Here is a 20,225-nt window from a genome sequence, read left to right on the forward strand (position 1 = left end):
AGGGTTTGCCATGACTAGGGTTGCTCGCCATGGAACGGATTCTCGGGATCGGAATGGCGTTCTGGGAGTCCAGGACTTTGCTCAGCGCGGTCGAACTCGGCGTGTTCACCGTGCTGGGCGACCGGGAACTCACCCTGGAGGAGTTGCGCGACAAACTCGGCCTGCACCCGCGCTCGGCTCGTGACTTCCTGGACGCGCTGGTCGCCATGGGGATGCTGCGGCGCACCGGCGGCCGCTACGCCAACACACCCGAGACGGCCGCCCATCTGGACCGCACCCGGGACGAATACGTCGGCGGTTTCCTGGAAATGGCCGCGAGCCGCCTCTACGGCTTCTGGGGCGACCTGACCGAGGGCCTTCGCACCGGCCAACCGCAGAACGAGGCCAAGAACGGCGGCGACTTCTTCGCCACCCTGTACCAGGACGGCCGCAAACTCCGGGACTTCCAGCGCGCCATGACCGGTCTGTCCCTGCCCAGCGCCCGAGCCATAGCCAAGGCGTTCCCCTGGGAGAAATGGCAGACCATGACCGATATCGGCACCGCCCAGGGCGCACTGCTGCGCACCGTCCTCGACCACCACCCCCACCTCACCGGCACCGGCTTCGACCTACCCGCCGTCGCACCCCTCTTCACCGAATACGTTGCCGCCCTGGGCGATCGCGCCCGCTTCCACCCCGGCGACTTCTTCGCCGACGAACTCCCCGCCGCCGACGTCCTGGTCTTCGGCCACATCCTGCACGACTGGGACCTCGCCACCAAACGCCTGCTCCTGGAAAAGGCGTACCGCGCCCTCCCCGCCGGCGGCGCGATCATCGTCTACGAAACCCTCATCGACGACGACCGCCGCACCAACCTGACCGCCCTCCTGATGAGCCTCAACATGCTCATCGAAACCCCCGGCGGCTTCGACTACACCGGCGCCGATCTGCGTGAATGGCTGGCGGACGCCGGATTCCGCGATGCCCGCACGGTCCCGCTGACGGGCGCGGAATCCATGGTCTGGGCACTCAAATAGCTCCCAGCGCACGCGCACCCGCCCATTCCAGCGCCGCGAACACCGCGACGAAGACCGCGCCGATGAGCAGGAACGCGATGCCCCACCCGGTCAGATCGATCAGCCCGGACCAGGTCAGCGCGATCAGCCCGACCGCCGATGCCGCATTGACGGCAACCACCGAATAGCCCAGGCGCACGGGTATTTCCGGGTAGCCGGCGATCAACAGCAGCGCGATGGCCCCGCCGAGCATGGCGACGCCGAACGGAATCGACCAGGCCGTCGGCAGGCCGAGCGGATCCCGCAGCGCCCGGGCGGCGGCCAGCATGAAGATGCCGAAGACGCCGGTGCCCGCACCGTCCAGGCGCAGGGCCGTCCGCAGCGGAACGACCGGCGCGGCGGATGTGGCGGACGCGGTGATGACGGTCATGAGCGAAACCTCCCGTAGCTGGCTGAATTCCGCCTCCGACGCTCCCCTGCCGCGAGCAGCGTCTCAATAACCTCGGAGGTTATGGGACGCCCGCACCTGCGTGGCTACGCTGCGCATATGACGCAGACCGCACCGCGGCTCTCCAGAATCGGCGTGCTGCTCCGGGATTGGCGGCAACGGCGCCGATTGAGCCAGTTGGACCTGGCGCTGGCCGCCGGCACCTCGGCGCGGCACCTGTCCTATGTGGAGACCGGGCGCGCCGAACCCAGTCGCGGCATGGTGCTGCGACTGTGCGAAACCCTGGATATCCCACTACGGGAACGCAATACGCTCCTGCTCGCCGCCGGATACGCCCCCGAATACCGGGAGAGCAGTCTCGACGACGCCGGACTGGCCGCCGTGCGCAGCGCGCTCGACACCATGCTCACCACCCATGAGCCGTACCCGGCGGTGGTGGTGGATCGGCATTGGGATGTGGTGACCGGCAATCACGCCATGGGGGTGCTGATGCGTGGCATTCCCGATCATCTGCTCGCCCCGCGCCCGAACGTGTACCGCCTGGTCCTGCACCCCGAGGGCCTGTCCCGGCACCTGGTCAATGCGGCTCAGGTTCGCGAAGCGTTCCTGGAACGCCTTGCCGCCCAGGTCAATGCGACCGGCGATGCCCGGCTGCGGGCGCTGCGCGAGGAGATATCCGGCTATCCCGCGGCCGATTCCGGCGAGCGCACGGATGCTCCCGAGACCGGGCCGTTCCAGGTTCCGCTGCGCATCCGGACGCCGATGGGCGAACTGTCCATGTTCAGCACCATGGCCACCTTCGGCGCGCCCGCCGATGTCACCCTGTCCGAGCTGGCCATCGAATTCTTCTATCCCCTGGACGAATTCACCGCGACCGCGCTGCGCGGCCTGGCCGGGGAACCCTGACCGCGCTCAACCGCGTCCCAGCCGGACCGCGCCCACGCCCAGCACCGCCGCACCGGCCACCAGGATGAGGACGGCCGCGCCCACCGAATGGTCGGTCCATTCCCAGACCGCTTGCACCACCGCGATGGTCACCAGTGCGCCGCCGCCGAGCACCAGCACCGGGTTGCGGTCGGTGAAGTAGAGGGCGAAACATGTTGCGGCGGTCGCCAGCAGGAAGGCGACGGCCCAGCCGGTGTGCAGGTCGCCGGTCAGTTCGGCGCCGACGACGGCGATCACCATGGCGATGACGTAGCCGGCCCAGGTCGGTACTGCCCGGCCGGATCGGGCGGCCGCGAACCAGATTCCGGCCAGTACGAGCAGGCCGATGCCCATGCCGAAATCGTCCAGATCCGCCCAGACCGTGAGCATCGCCGCCACCGCCGGGGCGGAGAACAGGCCACAGGCCACCAGCCCCATCAACGATGGCAGTGCCGTGTAACCGAGCACCGCCAGCCCGGTGCCGACCAGCGCGGCCCAGACGAACGCGTTGTCGTCGCCGCGTTCGTCGATAGCCAGCCCGACCAGCAGGGCGGCGGAGATGGGGGCCAGGGCGAACAGCGTCGCCGCCAGCCGGGCCGGACCGGTGCGGGCGAAACCATCGGGCTGGAACAGTCCGCGCCGCCCGCCCGCCAAGGCCACGCCGCCCGCGATCAATCCGGCCGAAACCAGCGCCAGCGCCAGCAGTTTCCCGGCCGTGCCGAGGTTGTCCCAGGAGGAATCCAGCAGCACCACCAGCCCGGCCAGTACCAGCCCCGCCCCCGCATAGGCCGCGATCTCGGCCAGCAGCCGCCCCGGCGCATGCCGCGCCGCCCGCTCCCACGCCACCGCGTCCAGCACCGCATCACGCTGGTCGCCGGTCAGCACCCCGTCACTGACCAATCGCGCCAGCGCGGCCCCCACCTCACGATCAACTGTCATGCCTCATTATCGACGGGCTTGGCCATTGCGCATCGCGGTCGGTTCCCGGCGCGGCGGATCAGTCCGGCAGCGCCAGGTATTGGGTGCCGAGCAGGTCGGCGGTGCGGCAGACGTGTTCGACGATGGCGGCGGTATCGGCCTCGATGGCGCCGGTGCGCCAAGCGGTGAGCAGCTCGCTGAACCCGCCGATGCCCATGAGAGTGCTCATCCGGAAGGCGGATTCGTCCACGCCGGGGCGCAGGTAGGGACGGCCGGTGGCGATGAGCAGATCGGTGGCCTCGGTGAGGGTGGCCTTGCGGCGCTCCTCCAGCACCCGGCTGCCGGCGTGATTGTCGAACAGGATGCGGGCGTGCCCGTTCGACTGCAGATCGATGGCGCGCGCCACCGCCAGGTGCAGGATCTCCAGGGGCGCTTCCGAAAGATGCTCGGCGACAACGGCGGAGAGCTCGCCGAAGACCTCGAAGCAGACCTCGTCCCAGACCGCGCCCAGCAGTTCGTCACGGTCGGCGAAATGCTCGTAGAAGTAGCGGTCGTTGAGCGCGGCGCGCGTGCACACGCCGCGCATGGTGACTGCGGCCCAGCCGTTTTCGAGCCAGATCTCCAGAGCCGCGTCGAGGAGCCGGCGGCGGCGTTCGGCGCGGCGTTCCTCGGGGGTGCGGCCGCCCCAGGTTCGAGCGGGTGCGCGGACGTCCATGCTTGACAAAATAGCGCACCGCGCGCCTAATTGGTGGCAGGTGCGGCCAATGGTGGCAGACGCCACCAGTTGACCGCCCGGATGCCAACTCTCCGGGAGTTCCCATGCGGCTCAATCCATTCGGCGGCGCTCGCCGCACCCGGCACGCGGACGCGGTGGTCACCGGCTCCGGCAGCGGGATCGGGCGGGCCTTCGCGGTCGAGCTCGGCCGGCGCGGCGGGCGGGTGGTCTGCTCCGATATCGATCCGGCGCGAGCGCGGGCCACCGTGGACCTGGTGTGCGATGCCGGCGGCAAGGCCTTCGACGTGGTGTGCGATGTGAGCAGCCTGAATCAGGTTGCGGCCCTGGCGAACACCGCCGAGGAGTGGTTCGGCAAGCCCGCCGACGTGGTGATCAACAATGCCGGGATCGGCCGGGGCGGGGCCGTCATCGGCGATGCGCCGCTGAGCGAATGGCATCAGGTCCTGGACATCAATCTGTGGGGCGTCATCCACGGCTGCCACGTGTTCGCGCCCCGGCTGCGGGCCGCCGGACACGGGGCGATCGTGAACGTGGCCTCGGCCGCGGCCTTCGGATCCGCGCCGCGCATGGGCGCCTACAACGTGAGCAAGGCGGGCGTGCTGGCGCTCTCGGAGACCCTCGCGGCCGAGCTCTCCGGTTCCGGCGTGCACGTCACCGTGCTGTGCCCCACCGCCGTGAAAACCAACATCCTGGAAGGCGTTTCGATCGGCGACGAATCCGTCGAACGCTGGGGTGATCGCCTGCTGCGCTGGACCGGGCGACCGCCCGCCGCCATCGCGCGCACCACCCTCGACGCCGTCGACAGCGGCCAGTTCTACGTGGTGCCGCAACTCGAGGCCAAGTTGATCTGGCAGTCCAAACGGCTGCTGCCCGACCCGTACACCCGCGCCGCCGGATTACTGGAGCGGCTGGTGCGCTGATTCGCAGGGAGTCTGAACAATGGCGTTCGCATATTCCGACATGCTCGCAACGGTCCAGGACCGGCAGTGGGCGCTGGCCGATATCGATTGGGACGCACCGGGAGCCGAGCTCATCACCGACGAGCAGCGGCCGAATCTCGCCAAGTTCATGGCGGATCTGGTGTGGATCGAGCATGTGGGCGCACGCGGATTCGCGGCCCTCACCAAACGCGCCCCCGAAGGACCGCTCAAGGAGATCTACCGGCACTTCCACGCCGAGGAGCAGAAGCACGCCAATGCCGAACTGGCGCTCATGCGGCGCTGGGGCATGCTCGACGGCGATCGGATGCCGGTGCCCAACAAGAACATCCGCCTCATCATCCAATGGCTGGACCGGTACGGGGACGGTCTCACACTGCCGGTACTCGGCACCGTCATCCCGTCGCTGGAATGCGCCCTGGACGGCGCGCTGGTCAAGTTCCTGCTCGACGAGGTGCGAGATCCACTGTGCCACGAGGTTTTCCGCAATATCAACAGCGACGAATCCCGGCATCTGGCCGTGGGCTTCCAGGTGCTCGAGCAGCTCGGCGCGGGGCCCGCGCGGCGCATCGCCATCGAGACGGCGGGCTACGCGCTGCGCCCCACCTTCCTGATGGGCGCACTGCTGTACACGCCGCTGCTGTCGCGCATGTCGGCCAACATCATGGCCATGGGCCTCGACGAGGAGAAGCTCTGGAACGCGGTCCGGCGCTACGAGAAGGCGGGTGAGCGCAGCCCGGAGATCAAGCGGCTGCCGCTGTTCCACGTGGTGCGCATGCACGGGATGGCCACCATCAACCGCTGGCAGCCGGTCCAGGCCGTGAACGACGGCTTGAACAAGGCCATCGACCACTTCCCGGTGCGGGTGCTGGGGCGTACGCCGTCCTGGTCCAAGGCGCTGACCCATGAGCCGGTGGCGAAATGAGCGCCCCGATCCGGCGCGGTGATCGGCGCGGGCGCGGCGCGGCGGCGTATCAGGGGCCGCAGGTGCGCTGCGCGCATTGGCGCGACCAGCTCGACCTGCGTGGACGGCATGCGGCGGTGGTCGGCGGCGGCGCGGCGGTCGCGCAGGTGCTGCCGCCGATCCTCGCGCAGGCGCGCAGAGTGACCGTCTTCCAGCGTGATCCGGTGTGGGTGCTGCCGACGCCGCCGCTGCCGGGCGTACGGGAGCTGGTGCGCTTGCTGCCCGAGGATCTGCTCGGGCTACTGCCGTCCGATTCGGCCCCGCCACTGCCCGGCGATCCCGGGCCGGAGTCTCCCGCGCCGAGCGGACGGGTGGCGCACCGCCTGACACGGTCGATCCTGCACGGCGCGGCATCGCTGAATCTGCGTGTGCAAGTTCGTGATTCGTGGCAGCGGCGGCAACTCACCCCGGACACCACGGCGGGCGTGCGCGTGCACGGCCGCTACTACCGAGCCCTGCAAGACCCCCGCTGCACGCTCGTCACCTGGCCCATCGCCCGGCTCGCCGCGCTGGGCATTCGCACCGTGGACGGCATCGAGCATCGGGTGGACTGCATCATCTACGCGGAGGAACTGGCGTGAACAGCACCGTCGTCGACCACGAGATACTGATCGTCGGAGCCGGCTTCTCCGGCATCGGCATGGGAATCGCCCTGCGCAAGGCCGGATTCGAGGATTTCGTGATTCTCGACGAGGCCGACGGCGTGGGCGGGACCTGGCATTGGAACACCTATCCCGGTATCGCCGTGGATATTCCGTCGTTCAGCTACCAGTACTCGTTCGAGCAGCAGAACTCGTGGTCGCGGGTGTACGCGCCCGGTAAGGAACTGAAGGCCTACGCCGAGAAGTGCGTTCGCAAGTACGGCCTGCGCCCGCGAATCCGGTTCGGCACCACCATCACTCGCGCCGATTTCGATGACGCGCTGCATCTGTGGCGAGTCGGCACGGCCGACGGGGACGAGCTCACCGCACGCTATCTGATCGGTGCGACCGGCGTGCTGACGCGGCCCAAACTGCCCGAGATCCCGGGAGCCGAACGGTTCGAGGGCATCACCATGCACACGGCGCGCTGGGATCATGCACATGACCTGCGCGGTAAGCGCGTCGGCATCATCGGCACCGGAGCCTCGGCGGTACAGGTGATTCCGGAGATCGCACCCGAGGTCGCGCAGCTCGTGGTCTTCCAGCGCACCCCGATCTGGTGCCTGCCCCGGCCCGACGCCCCGCTGTCCCCCGCGCTGCGCACCGTCATGCGGCTGCCGGGCGGGCAATCGCTCACCCGGCTGCTGAGCCAGGCCTTCGTGGAGCTCACGTTCCCGCTGTCCGCGCACTATTACAAAGTGCTGCCCGCCGTGAAACTGGGCGAGCACACCGGGCTGGCGCATCTGCGGGATCAAGTCCAGGATCCGGTGGTGCGGGACAAGCTCACCCCGCGTTATGCGCTGGGCTGCAAGCGCCCGTCGTTCTCCAACGACTACCTGAAGACCTTCAACCGGGACAATGTGCTGCTGGAGACCGACCCGATCACCGAGATCACGCCGACCGGATTGCGCACCGCCGCCACCGATCACGAGGTGGACGTGCTCATCATGGCCACCGGCTTCAAGGTCATGGAATCGGGCAATATGCCGACCTTCGATCTGCACGGCAGTGCCGGCGTGCGCTTGGAGGACTGGTGGGACAAGAATCGGCTGCAAGCCTACGAGGGCGTGAGCGTGCCGGGCTTCCCGAACTTCTTCACCATCATCGGCCCGTACGGCTACAACGGTTCGTCCTACTTCACCCTCATCGAGATGCAGACCCGGCATATCCTGCGGCTGCTGCGCCGAGCGCGCAAGCAGCGGTGCACCCGGGTCGAGGTGACCGGCGAGGCCAACGACCGGTACTTCCGGGAGATGCTGAATCGCCGTGGCACGCAGGTGTTCTGGCAGGACAGCTGCGCGGTGGCCAACAGCTACTACTTCGACAAGAACGGCGATGTGCCGCTGCGGCCCATGAGCACCGTCGAAGCCGCTTGGCGCGCCGGGCATTTCGACCTGGACGACTACCGATTCGACACGGTGCCCGCGGATTCCTACGCGTCCAGCGAGCGGTACACGGCGCGCAGCTGACGCAGCCCGGATTCGGCGCTGCGCTCGTCCTCGGCGGTCATGCGCAGCGCCTGCCGCAGCAGGATGGCGTCCAGATCCTCCGGGGCCGGGCGGAAATCCGGTTTCGGCAGGGCGGGCAGGGCGGTCTCGTCGCCGTAGATATCGGTGGAAGTCACCGTCGCGCCGGCCTGCTGCACGCTGCCGATGAGCGCGTCCAGTTCGACCCCGCGCAGGGTGAGCAGATCCAGCGGCCGCTCGTCGAAGCGCTCGGCCAGCACGTAGCAGACCGCCGCCACATGCTTGCAGGGCCAGCCCATATCCGGGCAGTTGCAGGAGAAATCCAATTCCGACGCGGTGGTGGGCAGCAGCAGCGGACCCAGCGCCCGGGGCAGGGTGCCGGCGGCGATCTCGCCGAGCATGCCCGGCGTGGAACGCACCAGCTCCACCAATTCGTCGAGCCGTTCGTCCCGCAATTGCCGCAGGCTGAGCACGCAGACGAACGGGCGCGGCTGACTGCCCTGCACCTCCGCGCCCACCGCGCCGGGTTCCAGGTGATAGCTGATCACCTGGCCCGCGCGGGCGTAGGTGCGGCCGCGCGTCAATCGGCCTTGATCGGCGACCTGTTCGACGGCCTCCAGGAACGAACGGCCCCACCAGGTTTTGGCGAAGGCCGCCCCGCGCTGACTGCGCGCCGCGACGCCGCCCTTGACCGGGCGGCGCTTGCCGAACTCCGAGTAATCCACGAACGGGCTCATTCGCCGACCGCCTCCGCACCCAGCGCGAACAGTTCGCGCAGTTCGTCGTCGCCGAGTTCGGTGATCCACTTCTCGCCCGCGCTCACCGTCAGGTCGGCGAGTTTGCTCTTGCCGCGCAGCATGTCGTCCACCCGCTCCTCGATGGTGTCCACGCACACCAGCTTGCGCACCTGCACATCCTTGCGCTGGCCGATGCGGAAGGCGCGGTCGGTGGCCTGGTTCTCCACCGCCGGATTCCACCAGCGGTCCAGGTGCACCACGTGATTGGCGGCGGTCAGGTTCAGGCCGGTGCCGCCGGCTTTGAGCGAGAGCAACATGAGCGGCGGGCCGTTCTCGGACTGGAAGCCGGTGACCATGGCGTCGCGGCGCTGTTTGCTGACGCCGCCGTGCAGGAACGGGACCTCCGCGCCGAAACGCTCGGTCAGGTACGGGGCCACCAGGTTTCCGAATTCGGCGAACTGGGTGAACAGCAGCGCTCGTTCACCGTCGGCGATGACGGACTCCAGAATGTCCTCCACCAGCGCCAGCTTCCCGGACCGGTGATGCCCGCGCCGCAGCAGCGCGGAACCGTCGCTCAGATAGTGCGCCGGGTGATTGCACACCTGCTTGAGCCGGGTCAGCGCGGCCAGCACCGCGCCCTTGCGCTCCATACCCTTGGCGGACTTGAGCTTGGCCGACATATCGTCCAGCACCGCCTGATACAGCGCGGCCTGCTCCACGGTGAGGTTGGCCCGCACCGTCATCTCGATCTTGTCCGGGAGGTCGGAGATGACCGCCGGATCGGTCTTCACCCGGCGCAGCACGAACGGGGAGGTGATGGCTTTGAGCCGCGTCACGGCATTGGCGTCGTGCTCTCGTTCGATCGGCACCGCGAACCGGGCGTGAAAATCCTTCGGCTTGCCCAGCAGCTGCGGATTGGCGAAATCCAGAATCGACCGCAGCTCCTCCAGGCGGTTCTCCACCGGAGTTCCGGTGAGCGCCAGCCGATGCCGCGCCGGCACCAGCCGCGCCGCCCGCGCCTGCCGCGTCCCCGCATTCTTGACGTGCTGCGCCTCATCGAGCGTCACCCGCTGCCACGGCTGCCGCTTCAACTCCTCCACATCTCGCGCCAGCAGCGCATAGGTGGTGATCACCAGATCCGAATCCGCCACCGCCGCATCGAGTTCCGCGCCGGAGCGACGCGCCGCCCCATGATGCACCAGCACCCGCAGATCCGGCGCGAACCGCTCCGCCTCCCGCTGCCAGTTGCCCACCACCGACATCGGGCACACCAGCAAGGTCGGGCCGATCGCGGGACCGTCCGCGGTGGTCCGCACATCATTGGCGGAAAGAGCGACGCCCGTGCGCAATGCAGCTTCCGCCGCCGTCGGCGCATCATCCGCCCGGGCCGAAACCTGAACAGCGGCAACGTTTTCACGCTCGTGGACGAGTAGCGCGAGGACCTGGACGGTCTTGCCCAGACCCATATCGTCGGCGAGGACCGCGCCGCAGCCGAGGCGGCTCATGGTGGCCAGCCAGGTCAGGCCGCGCTGCTGGTAGGGGCGCAGCTGCGCCTTCAGGCCGATCGGGTCCGGGACCGGTTCGACGGCGTGGTCCGCGTCGAAAAGCTGTGCGGCCCAACCGGTCGCGGTGACCTCTTCGACGGGTACGCCGATCACCGGTTGCCGCGCGAGCTCGGCAAACAGGCCGCCCATGGTGGTCTCGGTGCCGTCGGTGCGGCCCGAGACGTAGTCGGCGGCCGCGGCCAGCATGCGGTGGTCGGCCTGCACCCATTCGCCGCGCAGTTGCACCAGATCCGATTTGGACTGCACCAGCCGCGCCATCTCGGCGGGGGTGAGGACGATGTCGCCGAGGGCCAGTTCCCAGCGGAATTTCACCAAACCCTGTAGCCCGACCGCGCTTTCGGTCGCTGGCGGGCTCTGCACCTGCAATTTCATGGTGGGCGCTGCCACCCGCCAGGCGCGCGGCAGCAGCAGCCGCACCCCGGCCGCCTGGAGGACGGACGCGCCGTGCGCGACCAGGTCCATGACCACCTCGGTGGGCATGAACAGGTCCATGCTGCGCGAATCGCCCGGCAGGTCGCGCAATCGCGGATATGCCTGTTTGGCGGCGGCCAGCTTCTCCCCCGCCAGCCGCACCAGCTGCGGATCACCGGGCAGCAGCACCGGTTGCGGCGCTTCGCCTTCCGTGCGCAGGCACACTTCCAGCCGCCACAAGCCGGAGGTGTCGTCCTCCTCGGGTTCCAGCAGCCGCAGCACCAGCACCGGCTCGTCCACGGTCAGGCTGGTCCGCCAGTCCTCCAGTACCGCCGACACCCGATGCGATCCGGTCTCCAGCGGTTCGCCGGTGAGCAGCGCGGTCAGCAGCGGATGCGATGGCGCCTCCGGCGTCCCGGTATGCCGGGTGGCCGCATCGTCGCCCAGGTGCGTTCGCACGATCGGATCGGTCAGCTCACCGATCAGGTTCTCCAGCAGTTCGGTGGGGCGGCCCGCCACCTGAAGCGCGGCCGGCATGGCCACCGCGAGCTCGGCCAGCCAGGCCCGTTGCCGCTGGCCGCCGACCAGCCGCCAGCGCGCCCACCATTCGCCGTCGTCACGCCGGACCTCCGGCACGATGCGCCCGGCCCGGACCCAGCGGTCCACCCCCCTGGCAACATGGGCGAGAAAGCGCAGATCGCCGGCCACCGCCCCGCTGGGCAGTGCTTGCAGCAGCACCCGGGCGGCGAATTCGGGGGCCAGGGCGTGCGCGGGCACCTTGGCGCGCTCGGGCCCGTACATGCCGTTCACCAGCACTTCGGCCTTGTGCCGGAACTTGGCCGCGCGCACGATCCCGCCCAGCGGATCCGGCAGATTCACACCATCGGCCGAGGTCAGCGGCTCACCCGGGGTCACTGCGGCACCGGCGCCGGCCGCCGGGTCGCGCCACAGCAGCAAGCCCGAGCCCGGTGACCACAGTCCGTGCAGCATCCGACCATCAAATCAGCCGGGTCCGACAGCCCGGAATCAACCCGTTATGCCGTGTTTCCGAGGTGTCATCCGAGGGCATTGCGGAAATCCGGCAAATCACCGCCCCCGGCAGGTCTTCTCTTTTCCGCCGCCACGGAACATACTGGTATATCCGCAGGTCACCGCATACGGCGAGGTCGCTTGTGCCCGTCCGCTGACGGGTCTCGGCGTCGACCGGCGGGGGCGCACCCTGATAATCCACCGCGACTCAATCCGGAGCCGTGGCACTTTCGATACCGAGGGAGGCCGTGAAGATGACGATTCTGCTCCAAGTGCTCGAGCAGAGCTTCACGCCGACAACGCCGTGGGAACGACGCAAGTTCACCTTCGTGGACACGACCAAGATCGTGGGGATGCGCCTGGACGGGCAGTCCGGCGTCTGGCTGGACTTGTCCAGGCCGGGAGAATCACAGCGCCTGGCGCGCACCGCCGACCCGCGTGACTCCATCACCTTCCTGCTCACCACCTTCGCCAAGATCGCCGAATGCGAGGACCGCGGCGGGTCCTGGCTGATCGGCCACGACGGCGCGCACAGCGAATCCATTCAGGCCATGCGGTACCCACCGCAGCTGTCCGAGACCGCGGCGGACGACCTGCTGGCGCACGCCTGGTTGTAGACACACCCGCGCGGGTCGCGCGAACCTGCCCGAAAGCGGCGTAGGACAGCCGCTTTCGGGTAGACCCGTGAGGTGTCCTCCGCACTTCCCGGGCCGTACGCGCATCGGATACCGGCCGCGCTCGCGGTGCTCACCGCGCTGATACTGCTCGCGACAGGGTGCACAGCTATCGGCGGGGAAACCGCGCCCGCGCCCGGCAGTCCGGCCCGCGCGGAGCTCGAAAAGCTCCTGACCACAGTGCGAATCGTGGATTCGCGCGGGCATCCCGGCGGTTACGAACGCGGGTGCAAGGCCGGGCAGGGCTGTGTCTTCGGGCCGGCGTGGAGCGACGATCAGGACGCGCCGCGCGGGCACGACGGCTGCGACACCCGCAATAATGTACTGGGCGAACAGCTTTCGGGCGTGGTGCGCAAAGGCGACTGCGTGGTGGTGTCGGGGACGCTCGACGATCCGTACACCGGCAAGCGCATCGATTTCACCAAATCCGACGCCAAGGACATTCAGATCGATCACGTGTATCCGCTGGCGGCGGCCTGGGATATGGGCGCGTCCGGATGGGGCGCGGCGCAACGCCTACGGTTCGCCAATGACGTGGAGGTCAATCTGCTGGCCGTGGCCGCAAAGGCCAACCAGGACAAGGGTGATCGCACGCCCGGCGACTGGCTGCCGCCGTCCCGGGCCGGGCACTGCTTCTACGCCGGGAAGTACCTAACCGTCGCCGTCCGCTACGAGCTACCGCTCACCGCCGCCGACCGGGACGCGCTCGCCCGCGTAGCCCGAACCTGCCCATAGCTCCCCGAACCTGCGGAACGCCTCCGCCGCGGTGAGCGGATCGCGCGGATCCACCACCGCTTCCTGCAAGCCGAGCAGGCCCCAGGACAGGAAGGTCACGGTGGCGGCCAGTTCCCGTGGCGGCAGGCCCAGTCGCGGGCCCAGGTGCTCGGTGAGCAGATCGGCGTACATCCGCCGGACCGCCCGCAGCACGGTGGCGTTCGCGCGCGGACCGACCAGCGGGTTGTACACCTGCGGATGCTCACCCGCCAGCCGGAACAGGATCGCCACCGGGGCCAGCAGCGACCGGTCCGCCGGCTGCGCCGCCATGCCCTCCGCGACGATCGCCCGCACATGCTCGGTGCAGCTGACCAGCAGCAGATCGTCCTTGTCCCGGTAGTGCGCGTAGAAGGTGGAGCGGCCGACATCCGCGCGATCGATGATGTCCTGCACCGTGATCCGCTCGTACGGTCCCGCGCTCATGAGTTCGATCAAAGCCCGATGCAGGGCCAGCCGGGTCCGCCGCACCCGCCGATCCCCCACCGGCAGCGGCGTTTCCGCACACTTTCCCCGACCCTGTGCGGAATCGGACGGATCCGCCGAAACTGGTTCTGGCCTGGACTTTTCCATACTCCGATGATGAACACATGGCCCGAAACGAACAAGCCTCCACGTCCGAATCCACCGCGGTCGGCGGTCTCATCACCTGGCCGCGCCGCTACAACCTGCTCACCGATGTGTTCTTCCTCGGCCGCACCGGCCGGTTGATCGCCGAACTCGCCGATGCCGCCGGCGTGCGCTCCGGGGATCACGCCGTCGATATCGGCTGCGGTCCCGGCCGGCTGGTGCGCGAACTGAGTTCCCGCGTCGGCCCGCACGGCCGGGTGGTGGGCGTCGATCCGTCCGCGCCGATGATCGACTACGCGAGCGCGCACTCGCCCGCCAACTGCCGCTTCGAACTCGCGCCCGCTCAATCCCTGACCCTGCCCGACGCCGCCTTCGACGTCGCCACCTCCAGCTTCGCCATGCACCACATCCCGGAAGCGGAACGCGAACGCGCCCTGCGGCAGATCTTCCGCATCCTGCGCCCCGGCGGGCGGCTGCTGCTCGCCGACGCCACCCCCACCAGCGGTTTCAGCAGCGCGGCCATACGTTTCATGGCCCGGGTGTCGGCCCGGCGGCACGGTGGCGCCGCGCACGGCCACCACGCGCACGACGAGGTGCGCGGGCACGACCACGGGCACGACGAAGTGCACGGGCACGGCCGCGAGGGCGGCGGCGCGAACGATCCGCTGGCGGCGGTGAATGTGCAGCGCTACCGGAAGGTGTTGTCGGACATCGGCTTCACCGGCTTCGAATACCGCACCAGCCGCTTCCCGGTTGGCATCCTGACGGCCGTGAAGCCGGAGTGAGCCTGCCCGCGGTGCGCCCCGAATCCGCCGGGGCGCACCGGGATCACACCGGTTCCGGACCGGTGGCGACCGGACGCTTGGGGTCGTTCGACCACTGCGACCAGGAGCCCGGATACAGCGCGGCATCGATGCCCGCGACCGCGAGGGCGGCGACCTGGTGTGCCGCCGTCACGCCCGAACCGCAGTAGGCGGCGACCTGACCGGAGCCGAAACCCTGGAAACGCGAACGCAATTCGTCGATCGGCTTGAAAAGCCCTTCGGCAGTGAGGTTTTCGGCGGTCGGGGCGCTGACCGCACCCGGAATGTGTCCCGCCCGCGGATCGATGGGTTCCACCTCGCCGCGATAGCGTTCGCCCGCCCGGGCATCCAGCAGCAGTCCGCTCCAGGACGCGGCCGCGTCGGCGTCGATCACCGGCATGTTCCCGGAACTCAGCACCACATCCCCGGTCTCGGGATCGGGCTCCTCCCCCGACACGACCTTGCCGCCCGCCCGCTCCCAGGCCGGCAGCCCGCCGTCGAGAATCCGCACCTCGGCCACGCCCGCCCAGCGCAGCAGCCACCACGCCCGCGCCGCCGCCATCCCGCCGGTGGCGTCGTAGACGACGACCGAATCCCCTTCGCGCACACCCCAACTCCGCGCGCACTTCTGCAAATGCGCCACCTCCGGCATCGGATGCCGGCCCTTGGCGGGCGACGGCGGCGCGGCCAGCTCGGTCTCCAGGTCCACGAACACCGCCCCGGGAATGTGCCCGTCCAGGTAATGCTGCGGCCCGTCCGGATCCCCCAGCGCCCACCGCACATCCAGCAACCGCGTCCGGGAATCCCCGGCCGCCAGCCGCTCCTGAAGTTCCCCGGCCGAGATCAGCACCGCGCTCAAGCCCACTCCTCTTCGCAGAAATCCGCACCTGAAGACGACGCCCCCACCCTACGCAGCCGCACCCGCCGCCACAGCGGAAGGCCATGGACCCGACCGGACCTTCGTCATCACGCCATCTTCGGCAGGCGCCGCCGCACCACCGCAGTGAGATTCCGGCCGGAAGCGCGCCGGACGGCGAGGGAGGCTACCGACCGTTGGTCAGGCGGCGGCCGGGCGGAGCAGCCAGCGGACCAGCAGGCCCGCGATCAGGGCCCAGAAGGCCGCGCCGATGCCGAGCAGAGTGACGCCGGAGGCGGCCACCAGGAAGGTGAGGGCGGCGGCGGAGCGGTGGGCGGCGGGGGTGAGGGCGGCGGTCAGGGCGGCGGCGAGAGTGGCGATGAGGGCCAGGCCCGCAACGGTTTCCAGGACGCCCTCGGGTGCGGCGGCGACCAGGGTGACCAGGGCTCCGGAGGCGAGGGCCAGGACGAGGTAGGCCAGGCCCGCGGTGAAGGCGGCGATCCAGCGGCGCTTCGGATCGGGGTGCGCGGAGGGGGCGGCGGAGAGGGCGGCGCTGATGGCCGCCAGATTGATGGCGTGACCGCCCGCGAACGCGCCGAGCGCGGTGCCGATGCCCGTGACGCTCATCGCGGCTCGCCAGGGGACCTGGTAGTCGAAGGTCTTCATGACGGCGGTGCCGGGGATGTTCTGCGCGGCCATGGTGACAATGTAGAGCGGGACCGCTACGCCGATGAGCGCCTGCCAACTCCAGTGCGGGACAGTCAATTCCACGCGCGGGACCATGGCAGCGAAGTCCAGGCTGCGATGCGTGACGACGATGTCGATCGCCGCGCCGACGGCCGCCACCGCGAACGCCGCCAGCACAGCCCAGCGCGGGGCGAAGCGTTGCAGCAGCAGCCAGGTCACGATGACCGGGACGACCACCGCCGGGCTCACGGTGAGCGCCTTCATGGGCGCCAAGCACAGCGGCAGCAGCACGCCCGCGAGCATGGCCTGCGCGATCTCCACCGGAATCGCGGCGATCAGCGCGCCCAGCCGCTGCCAGAAACCCGTCAGCACAATGAGAATGCCTGCCACCACGAACGCGCCCACCACCGCGGGCCAGCCGCCCGCCACCATGCCGGTGCTCGCCAGCAGCGCCGCGCCGGGCGTGGACCAGGCCAGTGTGATCGGCATCCGGTAGTAGCGGCTCAGCAGCAGCATGCCCACGCCCTGCGTGACGCAGATGGCCAGCAGGCCCGAAGCCGCTTGCCCGGCAGTAGCTCCCATGGCGGTGAGACCGGCCAGCACCACCGCGAAGGAGCTGGTGAAGCCGACGAGCGCGGTGACGATACCGGCGCCGATGGGCTGCCCGAGCCCGGTTTCGGGAGGGTTTTCCACGGCCGGGGCGATATCGCTTGCGCTCGTGCTCATCGAGCTATCGTGGCGGTCCAGTCGGGGGCGGGTCAGCGGCCAATCACGTGAAACTGGACTGAAATTGAGTGGCGAATGCACCGAGGCCGTGAGATCCCGGCCGAAAGCACGCCGGGATGACGGGCGGGTTCAGCGGAGGTCGAGGTCTTCGGTGGGGCGAGCGGGAATGCTGTTGGTGGTGGCGAGCCGTTCCAGCAGGGGTGTGGCGCGGGGGCCGACCAGGGAGCGCATGACCAAGGCCATATTGGTGCGTTCCACGCCGGGGATCTTCAGGATGTGGCCGGTGATGCGGTAGAGGTCGTCGGCGTCCTGGGCGACCACGCGGACCGTGAGGTCGGTGGGGCCGGTCATGCCGCAGACCTCGGTGACCTCGGGGATTTCGGCCAGTTCGGCGACCACGGCATCCAGTTGGTGCTGGTCGACGACGACCGCCACGAAGGCGGAGAGGGGGTAGCCGAGAGCTCGCGGTTCGACCCGGCGCTCGAAGCTGGCGAGCACCCCGTTGGCTTCCCAGCGCGCCAATCTGGCCTGCACCGTATTACGCGAAAGCCCCAGGCGGGCGGCTAGTTCCACACCGGTCGCACGGGGATTGGCCACCAACTCCAGCAACAGCCGGGCATCGGTGGCGTCGATCGTTCCGGTAGCGGGCTCCCTACTGGACATGTCAGGCAGTATGACACCCCCGACCCGCGCCCAACCGCGCATTCTGCTCAGTTGCCGTGTCGCTGCTTGCGCAGTTCGCTCGAAAGAGGATGCTGTGTGGTACAGGACACACACCGGTTGCTCACAGGACACAATCCTCCGGCGATGACGGTGTACCCGGTGTTTCGAGGAGGCGATACCCATGCCCGAGAAGAACGCCTATCCGGTGCAGTTGATCCAGCCCGACGGCCGCCGCGTGCACGATCGCGTCCACGCCCCGCTCGTCGCCGATATCGATGCCGAACGTTTGCGGGCCATCTACACCGATATGGTGATCGCCCGCCGCATCGATACCGAGGCGACCGCTCTGCAACGGCAGGGCCAGCTCGGCTTGTGGCCGCCGCTGCTCGGCCAGGAAGCCGCCCAGATCGGCTCGGCGCACGCCCTGCGCACCGACGATTACGTGTTCTGCAGTTACCGCGAGGCGGGTGTGGCCTGGTGCCACGGGGTCCCGCCGGAGCAGATGACCACCCTCTGGCGCGGAGTCGCGCACTCCTGCTGGGACGCCGACGCGGTCAAGATGACCAATCCGGCGATCGTGGTGGGCGCACAGGGTTTGCACGCCACCGGCTATGCCTTCGCCGCCCATCTGGAAGGCGCGGAGATCGCGACCATCGCCTACTTCGGCGACGGGGCCACCAGTCAGGGCGATATCGCCGAAGCGCTCGGCTTCGCGGCGAGCTGGAGCGCCCCGGTGGTGTTCTTCTGCCAGAACAATCACTGGGCGATCAGCGCCCCCGTCCGGGTGCAGAGCGCCACGCCGATCGCACAGCGCGCCGTCGGCTACGGCATTCCGGGCGTACAGGTGGACGGCAACGACGCCCTGGCCGTGCTGGCGGTGACCCGGCAGGCGCTGATCCGTGCCCGGTCCGGCGGCGGGCCGTCGTTCATCGAGGCCATCACCTACCGGATGGGCCCGCACACCACCGCCGACGATCCCACCCGCTACCGCACCGCCGCCGAACTCGAACTGTGGCAGCGCCGCGACCCGATAGACCGGATACGCCGGCTGCTGGCGCGAGAAGAGCTGTGGGACAGCGATTTCGAACAGGAAGTGGCCGTCCGCTCCGACGAGGTGGCCGCGCGGCTGCGCAGCGCCACCCTGAACATGCCGGACCCGCAGGTGTCCGACCTCTTCGACCACGTCTACGCCACCCCGCACCGGCTGCTCGCGGAGGAACGCCGCGAGTACACCGCCTACCTGGAGGGAGCCCAGTCATGAAGACGACATTCGCGGGCGCGATCAACTTCGGGTTGCGGCGAGCGCTGGAGGACGATCCCAAGGTCGTGCTGATGGGCGAGGACATCGGGCGGCTCGGCGGCGTCTTCCGGGTCACCGACACGCTGCAGAAGGATTTCGGGAACAATCGGGTCATCGACACCCCGCTGGCCGAATCCGGGATCGTCGGAACGGCTTTCGGAATGGCATTGCGCGGGCTGCGACCGGTTTGTGAAATTCAGTTCGACGGATTCGTGTATCCGGCATTCGACCAGATCGTCAGCCAGGTCGCGAAAATCCACTATCGGACGCGCGGAAAAGTGGTCGCGCCCATCACCATTCGCATTCCGTTCGGCGGCGGGATCGGGTCGGTGGAGCATCATTCGGAATCGCCGGAGGCGTATTTCACGCACACCGCCGGGTTGCGGGTGGTGTCGCCGAGCAATCCCGCCGACGCGTATCTGATGATCCGGCAGGCCGTCGCACTCGACGATCCGGTGATCTTCTTCGAACCGAAACGGCGTTATTGGGACAAAGCCGACGTGGATTTCGAGGGGCTGGACCGCGACGGCGGATTGGCCCTGGACCAGGCGCGAGTGTGCGTCAGCGGCACCGACGCCACCGTGGTGGCCTACGGCGGCACCGTCGCCACCGCGCTCACCGCCGCCGATATCGCGGCGGCGGAAGGACATTCGCTGGAAGTGATCGATCTGCGCAGCCTGTCGCCGATCGACTTCGACACCATCGAGACCTCGGTGCGCAAGACCGGACGCTTGGTGATCACGCACGAAGCGCCGGTATTCGGCGGGCTCGGCGCGGAAATCGCCGCCCGCATCACCGAACGCTGCTTCTACCAGTTGGAATCGCCGGTATTGCGGGTCGGCGGGCACGACATCCCCTATCCCCCCGCTAAACTCGAACGGCACCACCTGCCCGACCCCGACCGCATTCTCGCCGCGGTCGATCGCACGCTCGCCGCCTAATCGGTCACGCACGGAGGAAGCTCGGTGGACAATCAGCGTCAGGTCATGGAATTCCGGCTGCCCGATCTCGGCGAGGGTTTAGCGGACGCCGAATTGGTGTCCTGGTCGGTGGCGGTCGGCGACACGATCGAGCTGAACCAGATCATCGCCGAGGTCGAAACCGCCAAAGCCCAGGTGGCCCTGCCCAGCCCGTACGCGGGCACCGTGACCGAACTGCTCGCCGAACCCGGCGAGACGGTGCTCGTGGGCGCGCCGCTGATCCGGGTGGCGAGCACGGCGGACGCCACACCCGGTGCCGACGCTTCAGTCGTCGCGGCGGCCGGAAATGCCGCCGGGACAGCGAACTCCGCGGAGACGCCGAGCGGTCGGCAGTCGGTGCTGGTGGGCTACGGCCCTGAGAACGAGGGCGTATCGCGGCGCGCCCGAGCCGCCGCGGCCCGGGGCGTCACGACGGCTGGGGAC

21 protein-coding genes are annotated in these 20,225 nt (G+C 69.1%); 12 read left to right on the top strand and 9 right to left on the bottom strand.

All coding sequences use genetic code 11. The features are described 5' to 3' along the window. Nucleotides 1-29 precede the first annotated feature (29 nt). A complete protein-coding gene (locus NY1_RS37705) occupies nucleotides 30-1,016 on the top strand; it encodes a methyltransferase (RefSeq protein WP_084536103.1) in 987 nt (328 codons plus the stop codon). Here the strand turns inward: NY1_RS37705 and NY1_RS37710 are convergent. Beyond that, nucleotides 1,009-1,425 (bottom strand): hypothetical protein, encoded by a 417-nt coding sequence (locus tag NY1_RS37710; protein ID WP_067722166.1) that lies wholly within the window; start codon nucleotides 1,423-1,425, stop codon nucleotides 1,009-1,011. The two genes, NY1_RS37705 and NY1_RS37710, sit on opposite strands and share 8 nt — an antisense overlap. A gap of 117 nt (nucleotides 1,426-1,542) precedes the next feature. On the opposite strand from NY1_RS37710, the gene NY1_RS37715 reads away from it, so the two are divergent. After that, entirely contained in the window at nucleotides 1,543-2,349 is an 807-nt protein-coding gene (locus NY1_RS37715; RefSeq protein WP_067722196.1) for a helix-turn-helix domain-containing protein, read from the top strand. 6 nt (nucleotides 2,350-2,355) lie between these two features. On the opposite strand, the gene NY1_RS37720 is transcribed toward NY1_RS37715, so the two are convergent. Then, the gene (locus NY1_RS37720) at nucleotides 2,356-3,306 is read right to left on the bottom strand and encodes a DUF2157 domain-containing protein (RefSeq protein WP_157762738.1); all 951 of its coding nucleotides are present in this window, start codon (nucleotides 3,304-3,306) and stop codon (nucleotides 2,356-2,358) included. Nucleotides 3,307-3,364: 58 nt separating this feature from the next. Next, entirely contained in the window at nucleotides 3,365-4,000 is a 636-nt protein-coding gene (locus tag NY1_RS37725; RefSeq protein ID WP_067722170.1) for a TetR/AcrR family transcriptional regulator, read from the bottom strand. 104 nt (nucleotides 4,001-4,104) lie between these two features. Here NY1_RS37725 and NY1_RS37730 point away from each other — a divergent pair, with 104 nt between their 5' ends. From NY1_RS37730 to NY1_RS37745, 4 genes are read left to right on the top strand one after another with little or no spacing between them, the layout of a single operon-like run. Further along, nucleotides 4,105-4,941: an SDR family NAD(P)-dependent oxidoreductase gene (locus tag NY1_RS37730; protein WP_067722171.1), complete on the top strand. Its 837-nt coding sequence runs from the start codon at nucleotides 4,105-4,107 to the stop codon at nucleotides 4,939-4,941. A gap of 19 nt (nucleotides 4,942-4,960) precedes the next feature. Then, nucleotides 4,961-5,884, top strand: coding sequence for a reductase (locus NY1_RS37735; RefSeq protein WP_067722173.1), 924 nt, complete (start codon nucleotides 4,961-4,963; stop codon nucleotides 5,882-5,884). Continuing rightward, nucleotides 5,881-6,504 (top strand): NAD(P)/FAD-dependent oxidoreductase, encoded by a 624-nt coding sequence (locus NY1_RS37740; protein ID WP_067722175.1) that lies wholly within the window; start codon nucleotides 5,881-5,883, stop codon nucleotides 6,502-6,504. Before NY1_RS37735 ends, NY1_RS37740 begins: the two co-directional genes overlap by 4 nt. After that, the gene (locus NY1_RS37745) at nucleotides 6,501-8,033 is read left to right on the top strand and encodes a flavin-containing monooxygenase (RefSeq protein ID WP_084536105.1); all 1,533 of its coding nucleotides are present in this window, start codon (nucleotides 6,501-6,503) and stop codon (nucleotides 8,031-8,033) included. The genes NY1_RS37740 and NY1_RS37745 overlap by 4 nt, the downstream gene beginning before the upstream one ends. Here the strand turns inward: NY1_RS37745 and NY1_RS37750 are convergent. Both NY1_RS37750 and NY1_RS44900 read right to left on the bottom strand, forming a co-directional pair. Next, nucleotides 7,997-8,767: an SWIM zinc finger family protein gene (locus NY1_RS37750; protein WP_067722177.1), complete on the bottom strand. Its 771-nt coding sequence runs from the start codon at nucleotides 8,765-8,767 to the stop codon at nucleotides 7,997-7,999. The genes NY1_RS37745 and NY1_RS37750 overlap by 37 nt on opposite strands. Further along, on the bottom strand, nucleotides 8,764-11,733 hold the full coding sequence (locus NY1_RS44900; RefSeq protein ID WP_233434660.1) for a DEAD/DEAH box helicase: 2,970 nt from the start codon (nucleotides 11,731-11,733) through the stop codon (nucleotides 8,764-8,766). The genes NY1_RS37750 and NY1_RS44900 overlap by 4 nt, the downstream gene beginning before the upstream one ends. Before the next feature lie 293 nt (nucleotides 11,734-12,026). Here NY1_RS44900 and NY1_RS37760 point away from each other — a divergent pair, with 293 nt between their 5' ends. Together NY1_RS37760 and NY1_RS37765 are read left to right on the top strand one after the other, a co-directional pair. Then, complete coding sequence (locus NY1_RS37760; RefSeq protein ID WP_067722201.1) at nucleotides 12,027-12,389, top strand: hypothetical protein; 363 nt, start codon at nucleotides 12,027-12,029, stop codon at nucleotides 12,387-12,389. Between the two features lie 108 nt (nucleotides 12,390-12,497). After that, a complete protein-coding gene (locus tag NY1_RS37765) occupies nucleotides 12,498-13,181 on the top strand; it encodes an HNH endonuclease family protein (RefSeq protein WP_084536111.1) in 684 nt (227 codons plus the stop codon). Here NY1_RS37765 and NY1_RS37770 read toward each other — a convergent pair. Further along, complete coding sequence (locus NY1_RS37770) at nucleotides 13,122-13,688, bottom strand: TetR/AcrR family transcriptional regulator (RefSeq protein ID WP_233434661.1); 567 nt, start codon at nucleotides 13,686-13,688, stop codon at nucleotides 13,122-13,124. The two genes, NY1_RS37765 and NY1_RS37770, sit on opposite strands and share 60 nt — an antisense overlap. A 119-nt stretch (nucleotides 13,689-13,807) precedes the next feature. On the opposite strand from NY1_RS37770, the gene NY1_RS37775 reads away from it, so the two are divergent. After that, the gene (locus NY1_RS37775) at nucleotides 13,808-14,572 is read left to right on the top strand and encodes a class I SAM-dependent methyltransferase (protein ID WP_067722180.1); all 765 of its coding nucleotides are present in this window, start codon (nucleotides 13,808-13,810) and stop codon (nucleotides 14,570-14,572) included. A 43-nt stretch (nucleotides 14,573-14,615) separates the two neighbouring features. Here the strand turns inward: NY1_RS37775 and NY1_RS37780 are convergent, their stop codons facing one another. The 3 genes from NY1_RS37780 to NY1_RS37790 form a co-directional block, all read right to left on the bottom strand. After that, the gene (locus NY1_RS37780) at nucleotides 14,616-15,437 is read right to left on the bottom strand and encodes a sulfurtransferase (protein ID WP_067722204.1); all 822 of its coding nucleotides are present in this window, start codon (nucleotides 15,435-15,437) and stop codon (nucleotides 14,616-14,618) included. A 210-nt stretch (nucleotides 15,438-15,647) separates the two neighbouring features. Continuing rightward, nucleotides 15,648-16,859, bottom strand: a complete 1,212-nt coding sequence (locus NY1_RS37785; protein ID WP_084536109.1) for a benzoate/H(+) symporter BenE family transporter — start codon at nucleotides 16,857-16,859, stop codon at nucleotides 15,648-15,650. A gap of 129 nt (nucleotides 16,860-16,988) precedes the next feature. After that, nucleotides 16,989-17,522, bottom strand: a complete 534-nt coding sequence (locus tag NY1_RS37790) for an Lrp/AsnC family transcriptional regulator (RefSeq protein WP_067722182.1) — start codon at nucleotides 17,520-17,522, stop codon at nucleotides 16,989-16,991. A gap of 181 nt (nucleotides 17,523-17,703) precedes the next feature. Between NY1_RS37790 and pdhA the strand changes: the two genes are divergently transcribed. The 3 genes from pdhA to NY1_RS37805 all read left to right on the top strand — a co-directional run. Beyond that, nucleotides 17,704-18,783 carry a pyruvate dehydrogenase (acetyl-transferring) E1 component subunit alpha gene (gene pdhA / locus NY1_RS37795; protein WP_067722184.1) on the top strand — a complete coding sequence of 360 codons (1,080 nt, stop codon included), beginning with the start codon at nucleotides 17,704-17,706 and terminating at the stop codon, nucleotides 18,781-18,783. Continuing rightward, nucleotides 18,780-19,763, top strand: coding sequence for an alpha-ketoacid dehydrogenase subunit beta (locus tag NY1_RS37800; protein WP_067722186.1), 984 nt, complete (start codon nucleotides 18,780-18,782; stop codon nucleotides 19,761-19,763). Before pdhA ends, NY1_RS37800 begins: the two co-directional genes overlap by 4 nt. A gap of 45 nt (nucleotides 19,764-19,808) precedes the next feature. After that, the coding region (locus tag NY1_RS37805; protein ID WP_305778666.1) for a biotin/lipoyl-containing protein at nucleotides 19,809-20,225 on the top strand (417 nt) is incomplete at its 3' end.

This window comes from Nocardia yamanashiensis NBRC 100130 (genome assembly GCF_001613325.1).
In the GTDB taxonomy this organism is placed as follows: Bacteria; Actinomycetota; Actinomycetes; order Mycobacteriales; family Mycobacteriaceae; genus Nocardia; species Nocardia yamanashiensis.

What these genes read in the sequence shown, in the direction of transcription:
- NY1_RS37705 (WP_084536103.1), top strand. Translation starts at nt 30, where the DNA reads ATGGAACGGATTCTCGGGATCGGAATGGCGTTCTGGGAGTCCAGGACT.
- NY1_RS37710 (WP_067722166.1), bottom strand. Translation starts at nt 1,425, where the DNA reads ATGACCGTCATCACCGCGTCCGCCACATCCGCCGCGCCGGTCGTTCCG.
- NY1_RS37715 (WP_067722196.1), top strand. Translation starts at nt 1,543, where the DNA reads ATGACGCAGACCGCACCGCGGCTCTCCAGAATCGGCGTGCTGCTCCGG.
- NY1_RS37720 (WP_157762738.1), bottom strand. Translation starts at nt 3,306, where the DNA reads ATGACAGTTGATCGTGAGGTGGGGGCCGCGCTGGCGCGATTGGTCAGT.
- NY1_RS37725 (WP_067722170.1), bottom strand. Translation starts at nt 4,000, where the DNA reads ATGGACGTCCGCGCACCCGCTCGAACCTGGGGCGGCCGCACCCCCGAG.
- NY1_RS37730 (WP_067722171.1), top strand. Translation starts at nt 4,105, where the DNA reads ATGCGGCTCAATCCATTCGGCGGCGCTCGCCGCACCCGGCACGCGGAC.
- NY1_RS37735 (WP_067722173.1), top strand. Translation starts at nt 4,961, where the DNA reads ATGGCGTTCGCATATTCCGACATGCTCGCAACGGTCCAGGACCGGCAG.
- NY1_RS37740 (WP_067722175.1), top strand. Translation starts at nt 5,881, where the DNA reads ATGAGCGCCCCGATCCGGCGCGGTGATCGGCGCGGGCGCGGCGCGGCG.
- NY1_RS37750 (WP_067722177.1), bottom strand. Translation starts at nt 8,767, where the DNA reads ATGAGCCCGTTCGTGGATTACTCGGAGTTCGGCAAGCGCCGCCCGGTC.
- NY1_RS44900 (WP_233434660.1), bottom strand. Translation starts at nt 11,733, where the DNA reads ATGCTGCACGGACTGTGGTCACCGGGCTCGGGCTTGCTGCTGTGGCGC.
- NY1_RS37760 (WP_067722201.1), top strand. Translation starts at nt 12,027, where the DNA reads ATGACGATTCTGCTCCAAGTGCTCGAGCAGAGCTTCACGCCGACAACG.
- NY1_RS37775 (WP_067722180.1), top strand. Translation starts at nt 13,808, where the DNA reads ATGGCCCGAAACGAACAAGCCTCCACGTCCGAATCCACCGCGGTCGGC.
- NY1_RS37785 (WP_084536109.1), bottom strand. Translation starts at nt 16,859, where the DNA reads ATGAGCACGAGCGCAAGCGATATCGCCCCGGCCGTGGAAAACCCTCCC.
- NY1_RS37790 (WP_067722182.1), bottom strand. Translation starts at nt 17,522, where the DNA reads ATGTCCAGTAGGGAGCCCGCTACCGGAACGATCGACGCCACCGATGCC.
- pdhA (WP_067722184.1), top strand. Translation starts at nt 17,704, where the DNA reads ATGCCCGAGAAGAACGCCTATCCGGTGCAGTTGATCCAGCCCGACGGC.
- NY1_RS37800 (WP_067722186.1), top strand. Translation starts at nt 18,780, where the DNA reads ATGAAGACGACATTCGCGGGCGCGATCAACTTCGGGTTGCGGCGAGCG.